General features: G+C 59.7%; 6 protein-coding genes. 4 read left to right on the forward strand and 2 right to left on the reverse strand.

The features are described 5' to 3' along the window. Positions 1–914 (reverse strand): AI-2E family transporter (locus AC1DWF_RS28465; RefSeq protein WP_476842341.1); only part of this gene is annotated, 914 nt, incomplete at its 3' end. Positions 915–1,345: 431 nt separating this feature from the next. Here AC1DWF_RS28465 and AC1DWF_RS28470 point away from each other — a divergent pair. The 4 genes from AC1DWF_RS28470 (at position 1,346) to ppk2 (ending at position 6,616) form a co-directional block, all read left to right on the forward strand. After that, entirely contained in the window at positions 1,346–2,743 is a 1,398-nt protein-coding gene (locus AC1DWF_RS28470) for a DUF3300 domain-containing protein (protein WP_476788124.1), read from the forward strand. A gap of 21 nt (positions 2,744–2,764) precedes the next feature. Next, entirely contained in the window at positions 2,765–3,766 is a 1,002-nt protein-coding gene (locus AC1DWF_RS28475; protein ID WP_476785992.1) for a DUF2950 domain-containing protein, read from the forward strand. Positions 3,767–4,027: 261 nt separating this feature from the next. Beyond that, positions 4,028–5,728 (forward strand): SulP family inorganic anion transporter, encoded by a 1,701-nt coding sequence (locus AC1DWF_RS28480; protein ID WP_476788048.1) that lies wholly within the window; start codon positions 4,028–4,030, stop codon positions 5,726–5,728. 21 nt (positions 5,729–5,749) lie between these two features. Beyond that, positions 5,750–6,616, forward strand: coding sequence for a polyphosphate kinase 2 (gene ppk2, locus AC1DWF_RS28485; protein ID WP_476788125.1), 867 nt, complete (start codon positions 5,750–5,752; stop codon positions 6,614–6,616). Here the strand turns inward: ppk2 and AC1DWF_RS28490 are convergent. Next, the gene (locus AC1DWF_RS28490) at positions 6,609–7,079 is read right to left on the reverse strand and encodes a histidine kinase (protein WP_476788049.1); all 471 of its coding nucleotides are present in this window, start codon (positions 7,077–7,079) and stop codon (positions 6,609–6,611) included. The two genes, ppk2 and AC1DWF_RS28490, sit on opposite strands and share 8 nt — an antisense overlap. Between the last annotated feature and the right edge of the window lie 462 nt (positions 7,080–7,541).

Below are 7,541 nucleotides of genomic sequence, written 5' to 3' on the forward strand. Positions count from 1 at the left end.
CGTATGAACTGATCCATTGTCCCGGCAACGATGGCAAAAACCAACAACACCGTCGCCCAAAACGCCTCGCCAGAATAGTACATCCATACCACCGCTGGCGCCATCACCAGCACGGGGCCGAGCTGAATCAAGCACAGCAAGAACATCACCGCTGCCAGCATCGGCGCGAAGGGCACGCCAACCACCAATAGACCTATGCCCCCAAGAGCGCTCTGGGCTACTGCGGTCACGACGACGCCCAAGGCAACGCTTCGGATTGCCTGACCAGCCAGACGAACGGCCATTTCGCCTCGATCACCACCCAGTCGGCGGCCAAAACGAACAACAGTTGCAGCTGCCTGCTCGCCGCCCATGTACATGATAGCGGCTATCAGCGTCGTTAGGAGGAAATGGAAGAATATCCCACCCAGACTGCCTGCGAAGGATGCAACCCATTTCGTCATGGCCCCTGCATRGGGGGCAAGTTTGGAGGCCAATTCATCCACGCGACTTGTCGAAATATTTCTCCAGGCCTCTGCGGCCCGGGAGCCCACTAGCGGCAAATCGGCCAGCCAGGACGGCGGCGGCGGCATCCGCAAGGACAGGACAGTGCGGATCAAGTCGCCAATTTTGTCGGTATTGGCGGCGACGGCACTGATGGCCAGCCAAAACGGCACGATCAGGACCAACAGCAAGATCAGGGTCATGATCGCCGTGGCCCAGCCACGGCGATTGCCGACATGGCGCTGCACCCACAACATCAGCGGCCATGTAGCGATCACCAACGTCGTGGCCCATATGATCGCTGGCAGAAAAGGAAGCATCACCCAGATGCTGGCGACAAGGATGCTGCCGATGAACAGCACGGCTAGTGTTGCGCGCGTGAGATCCGCAGGTACTCGAGCCATACCATCCGTCCCCTTGAGCTCCGCCAAGTACGTATTCTACAGCACGTACTCTACAGCAAGTTGGCTTGGTCCGCAGAGGGCATACGCGCAGGTATAATTACGATTTGGGGACCACCTCCAGGTGTCGCGTGGCCTTGGAAAGCATTGAGGTTGCGAGCGTCCCCGCCATCCCAGTTTGAGTCGATTGATTCCTGGTGTGTCGTGGAGCATGATGCAACGGAGGCTAATACTGCGGCACGTGTGCGATGACGATTGCTAGCTACAGCTTGGGTTCAGCAGCGTCGATTGCTCACAAGACGAGGTTTCATAAGACAGGGGGTGCCTAGGCTTTGGCCATGCTTGCCGCGTCCAGTTTCGGAGGCAAGGATGAGCACCCGATAAGCGCGACTTGCCTTGGCGCTGGGGGGATTGTCCCTTGAGCGAAAGTTGGAGGTACTGCGATGATCATCGACAGGATCATGAAAGCCGGTATTGCGACCGCCGTTGCTCTTACCTTGATGTCCGCTGCCTCGTCGTACTCCGCTTTGGCGCAGGAAAAAACGGCAGCCGCACCAACCGCACCGCCGGCACAGACGCCGGAGCCGCTGAGCGCCGACGAACTCGAGGTGCTGGTGGCGCGGATCGCGCTCTATCCGGACGAGCTCGTCGCGGTGATCTCCGCGGCCTCTCTCTACCCTCTGCAGATCGTCGAGGCAGAGCGCTACCTTAACGCCTATGCCAAGGACAAGAACCTAAAACCGAATGAGAGTTGGGATGGCAGCGTCATCTCGCTGCTCAACTATCCAGAGCTCGTCAAGATGATGAGCGACGATCTCGAATGGACACAGGACTTTGGCGACGCTCTCGCCTACCAGCAGAAGGACGTGCTCATCGCCATCCAGCAGTTGCGGGAGGAAGCGGTGGCGAAGGGCGTCATCAAAAGCGATGACAAGATGAAGGTGGAGACGTCCGGCGACAACATCATCATCCAGTCGGCGAGCAGCGAAAAGGTCTATGTGCCGCGCTACGAGCCGGAAATGCTGTACCAGCCGGGCTACGTTGCGCAGCCAATCACCTACTATCCCGATCCCTATCCAAGCTACTGGTACCCTACCGCGACTTTCTTTGCGGCGGCGGCAACCGGAGCGATATGGGCTGCGGCGGTCAATTGGGATGATTGGGGTATTTGGGGCGGTAACTGGAACGGCGGCGACATCGACGTCGACTGCAACAACTGCCTCAACAACATCAACGGCAAGCTCAACCTCAAGGACGTCGACTGGAAGAATGTCGACCGCTCGAAGCTCAATTTTGACAAGAGCCAACTGGCCAAATTCGATCGGACGAACGTCAAGAACAGGGTTGAGAATACCCGAGCAAACTCGATCGGCAACCGCGCGGCCGACATCAAGAGGAGCCAGTCCGCAAACCTCTCGAACCGAACAGCCAAGGCCACGGATATACGCAAAAGCACTCTTGAAGGGCTGAAGAACAGGCCTGGCGGCGACTTGGCAAAGGCCCGGCCCGACATGCCGAGGCCGGCTGCGCGGCCAGGCAGCGGCGGCCGTGATATCGGAAAGGCGACCAACCAGCGGCCGGCCAACGCCAAACGCCCTGCCGGCAAGCCAAAGGTTGCAGCAAGACCTGACAATAGGCCCAAGAAGCCATCCGGGCTCGGCAATGTCGACCGCGGGAAGGTTGCTCAAGTACAATCCAGGCGTGGCCAACAGGCCATGGGCGGTGGCCAGCGCGGTGGTGGAAAGGCCGTTCAAAATCGCGGCGGCGGGCACAACCTGCATCGAGGCGGCGGCGGCGGACGATCCTTTAGCGGCGGCGGCGGGCGCGGCGGAGGGCGTGGTGGTGGCGGGCGGCGTTGAGAGCGGGAAAGGAGCAAGACCATGAACACGATCCTCAATCATCAATTCCTACGCTCGATTTGCTTGGCCGCTCTTGTCTCTGGCTTTGTCGCCACGGTACCGGCCGCGACGCGTGCTCAGGAGCAATCCCCGCCCGCGGCTCCTGCGACTGCGGCGCCCTCCGACGAAGATTACGGCATCTTTGCCTATGAGGCGGAGAAGGAAGCGCCGTTCTTCGATGACTCGGCCCAGGCCGTTGACGCCTTGAAAGCCGCTTTGGCCGCTAATGATTTCGACAGGGTGGCAAAGCTGCTCGGCCTCGATGCAGACAAGCTCAAGTCAGCGGAAGGGATTATGGACACCTTCGCCCAGATTCGCGACGCTGCGGCCAAGCAGGTCCTCGTCGTCGATACGGACGGCGGCAAGCTCCTCCAGCTCGGCGACAAACTCTGGCCATTGCCATTTCCCCTGTTGAAGGGAGATGACGGAAAGTGGGCCTACGATGCCGAAGCGGGCCTGGAGGAGATCGTAAACCGTCGCGTTGGCCAAAACGAGCTGGAAGCGATTTCGACCATGCGCACCTATGTCGACGCACAAAATGATTACGCCTCGGAGGACCGGGACGGCGATGGCGTAGATGAATTCGCACAAAAACTGGTGAGTAGCGAAGGCGCGACCGACGGCCTGTACTGGCCTGCTACCCAGGAGGACGGAGAAAGTCCGGCAGGCGGCTTCGTCAAGGAGGCTGAACTTGAAAGCGCCAGCAAGGGTGAAGGTTATTTTGGCTATCGTTTCCGCATCTTGACCGGCCAAGGTGATAAGGTTGCGGGAGGCGCTTATGATTATATCATCAACGGCAACATGATCGCCGGATTTGGCCTGATCGCTTGGCCAGTCAAATATGCCGAAACCGGCGTGAAGACGTTCGCCGTGAATCAACAGGGCATTGTTTATCAAGTCGATCTCGGTCCCAGCACTGAGGACATCGTCAAGTATATTGACCGCTTCAACCCGGATGACAGCTGGGACGTCGTTAACGATTGAGCCGGTGGTTATTGGTGCAGCGGCGATGCCGGAACCGACGCCGACGCGGCCGCCAAGACAGCGCAAATCGGGGCGACAGCATGAGCTTGAGATCGATGGTCGTCTTCATGCCGGCGTTCGATCTCGTCGCCCGCAACCTGTACTTTCAGCTTCATGCCGTGCCGGAGCACATAGCGCGTCCGCCAGTAAATGCAGACAGATTGAAAACTGGCTAATATATGAAAATCTTCTAATATAATCCGGGCAACAAGGATCCCTTAAGTGGGCTTGTACCTTCACGTGCCAGCTGGCCTCACAGGCTACAAGCGGGACTGGGTTCGCAGTGATGTCTCGGCTGGGCTCGCGGTTGCGGCGGTCGGGCTTCCCAGTGCCATTGCCTATCCGGCGATAGCGGGGCTGCCGCCAGAGACCGGCATCTACGCCAGCATCGCCCCACTGGTCGCCTACGCGTTCTTTGGCCCCTCGCGCCAGCTCATCGTCGGCCCGGACGCGGCAACGATGACCGTGCTTGCGGCGACCTTGGTCGCAGTCACTGCAAGTATGCCAGCCGGGAGTGCGGTGGACCGCACGTCAATCGCGGCAATGCTGGCGCTCGGCGTCGGATTGTATTGCCTGGCCGCGTGGGTGCTTCGGCTCGGAGTGTTGGCGACATTCCTGTCGCGTCCCATCCTGACCGGCTTCTTCACCGGCGTCTCCTTTTCGATCCTGATCGGGCAGATCAAGCGTTTCACCGGGGTAAGCATCGAGACAGAAGGCCTGCTCAGGCCCATACTCGAGCTTCTCAGCAAGGCGAACCTGATCCACTGGCCCTCCCTTGCGCTGGCCCTGGCGATGTTCGGCCTATTGCAGGGGGTGCGGATCACGCGCTTTCCGGTGCCCGGGCCGGTGCTGGTCGTGGTGCTGTCGGCGGTGCTTTCAGCCGTCTTCGATCTTCAGGGACACGGCATTGCCGTGGTCGGCGATATCCCGACCGGCCTGCCGTCCCTGACATTGCCACATGCCGCCGGACTTCCTTTCGAAACGCTGGCGCTTGGCGCCGCGGCTATTTTCCTCGTGAGCTACGGCTCGGGCATCATCACGGCCCGCAGTTTCGGGGCAAAAGCCGGCCAACCAGTCGACCCCAATCGCGAGCTCATCGGATTTGGCGCTGCAAACCTGGCTGCGGGGCTCTTCGGTGCCTTTCCGGTCACGGCTTCCGACTCGCGCACGGCCGTCAACCTGACTATTGGCGGCCGCTCGCAGGTGACCAGCATTGTTGCCGCGGCAGCGTTGATTGCGGCGCTGCTCTTTCTCGGGCCGGCCCTCAGGATCATTCCCATTCCTGCCTTGGGCGCGATACTTGCCGCGACCGCCATCAACCTGATCGACCTGGCCGCTCTGAGGCAGGTCTGGCGTGTCAGCCGCATCGAGTTCGTCTTCGCGCTCATCGCGATGTGGGGCCCGATCGGCCTTGGCGTCCTCAATGGCGTGGTCATCGCGATCAGCGCGTCGCTGGTCTTCATTCTGCACAAGCTGATGTACCCCCGCGATGCCATGCTGGGCCGGGTTCCGGGCCATGAGGGCTTCTACAAGCTGCATCGGGCGCCCGAGGCCTATCAGGTGCCCGGCATCGCCGCCTGCCTCATCCAGGGCAGCCTGCTATTCTTCAACACCGACTACGTCCAGTCCCGACTGCGATCCATTGCCGACGGACTGCCTGCCGACACGCGCTGGCTGGTGATCGATGCCAGCGCCGTTGCCCAGATCGACAGCTCGGCAGCGGAAATGCTGGGCGAGCTTTGCAACGAGCTTCGCGGTAGCGGTATCACCATGGGCATGGCGGAACTGCACGCCGAAGCGCGCGAACTGCTGCGTCGGGCCGGCGTCATCGAGCGCATCGGCCCCCACATGGTCTTCGACAATCTGGAGGACGCCTATAAGGCATTCGAGGCCCAGACCTCTGTATCACCTAGAGTTCACTGATTGGACGGAAAGGAGAAGAAGATGGGTAAAAACAAAGACAAGGACAAGGCAGCAAAGGACGAGGCGAACTCGGGAAGAAGCTACACGAAAGAACTCGCCCGGCTTCAGGTCGAGCTTGCCTATCTCCAGGCGTGGGTGAAAAAATCCGGGGCGCGCATCGCGATCATCTTCGAGGGTCGCGATGCTGCCGGCAAAGGCGGCGTGATCAAGCGCCTTACCGAGCGTGTCAGTCCGCGCGTGTTCCGTGTCGTGGCGTTGCCTGCCCCGACTGACCGAGAGAAAACCCAGATCTACATGCAACGCTATATCCAGCACCTGCCGGCCGGAGGCGAGGTCGTGATCTTCGACCGCTCTTGGTACAATCGCCCTGGCGTCGAACGTGTGATGGGTTTTTGCAGCGAGAAGACGGCTCGGCGCTTTCTCGAACAGACACCGAGGTTTGAAGCCGCCCTCGTCGAAAGCGGAATAACATTGCTCAAGTACTTCCTCGATGTGAGTGAGGGTGAACAAGAGCGGCGCTTCAAACAGCGTGTCGAAGACCCCCTTCGGCAGTGGAAACTGAGCCCCATGGATATCGAATCGTTCAATCGCTGGTGGGACTACACCCGCGCTTATGACGAAATGATCCGCATGACCGATACCCGTCATGCGCCCTGGTGGATCGTGCCGTCGAACGACAAGAAGCGCGCGCGCATCAACTGCATTTCGCACATTCTAAGTTCGATTCCCTATGAGCGCATCGCGTTCGAGGTGCCCAAGTTCGGCAAGCGCCAGAAGCGTCCCGACGACTTCGTCGACGATCCAACGCCGCACAACGTGGTGCCGGATCTGTTTGGGCAGCCCGGTATCCGACAGAGTGCCGAGCCGGCGATGGATGACGCTACTTAACGTCAGGCTCCCAGTTGATGAACAGGCCGACATCCCCGGGGATGCCACCGGGGAAGTTGATAATCATGGCCTTGAGCTTGTAGCCTTGCGGCTTCGCAAACTTGACATAACGTTCATAGAACTGCTTGGCTTTGCCTTGGAGTGTTTCAGGCCATTGGGGATCGGCGCTGTTGATCGCGCGGCCACCGTCAGTGCAGAGGTCCGACGGAAAGCTATACACCATCGCCTCGAATTTTCCGTTCTTGACTGCATTCACAACAAGGCGCCGGACCATGGCGATTTCATTCTCGCTCACCTGGTCCTTGAGGAAGCTGTTGGTGAATTTCGCAAGCTCGTCATTTGCCTGCGCGCGTAGCTTGTCCTGCTTTTCGGCCTCCTTCATTTGCTCTTCGAGGAGGACCAAACGAAGCTGTTCGGCACTGGGAGGCGCTGCGTTCACGTCAACGTCTTTTGTGTTGGCCATTTTCTGCTCCACCAAGAGATCGAAACCGACAGGCCCGCCGGCTGTAACGGCTGTTTCGTTCCTCCGTTATGCCTCTCTATCCGCAGCTATTTAGCTTTTTGTCGGCGGAGCAGGCATCATAGTTTGTAGCAACACTTACTTCAACATATGTCCAGACGAGTAATATGGAGCCCCACTCGTTTGAAAGCCGAGCCGAGTTCGAACGCGCGGCATGAGCAACGTCATCGGTAGAGTGCTCTCCGGGCAAATTGCGATCCGTCCAACACGCTCCCCCTCCGATCTTGCCCGATCTCCATCGCCGCGAAAAATCATTTGCCGGCGTGGAATAAGGCGCCTGGCAAGCCGTTCTCCCTGCCGACACCACGACAGGCACGTTGCGCTCAAATCCTTGGGCCGCAGCGCGTATCCAAGGAGAGAGGCTCGATGTCGGAAAACCTAGTGCTGCCCGCCGACGTTGCGAAC

The organism is Aminobacter sp. P4_D5 (genome assembly GCF_056401815.1).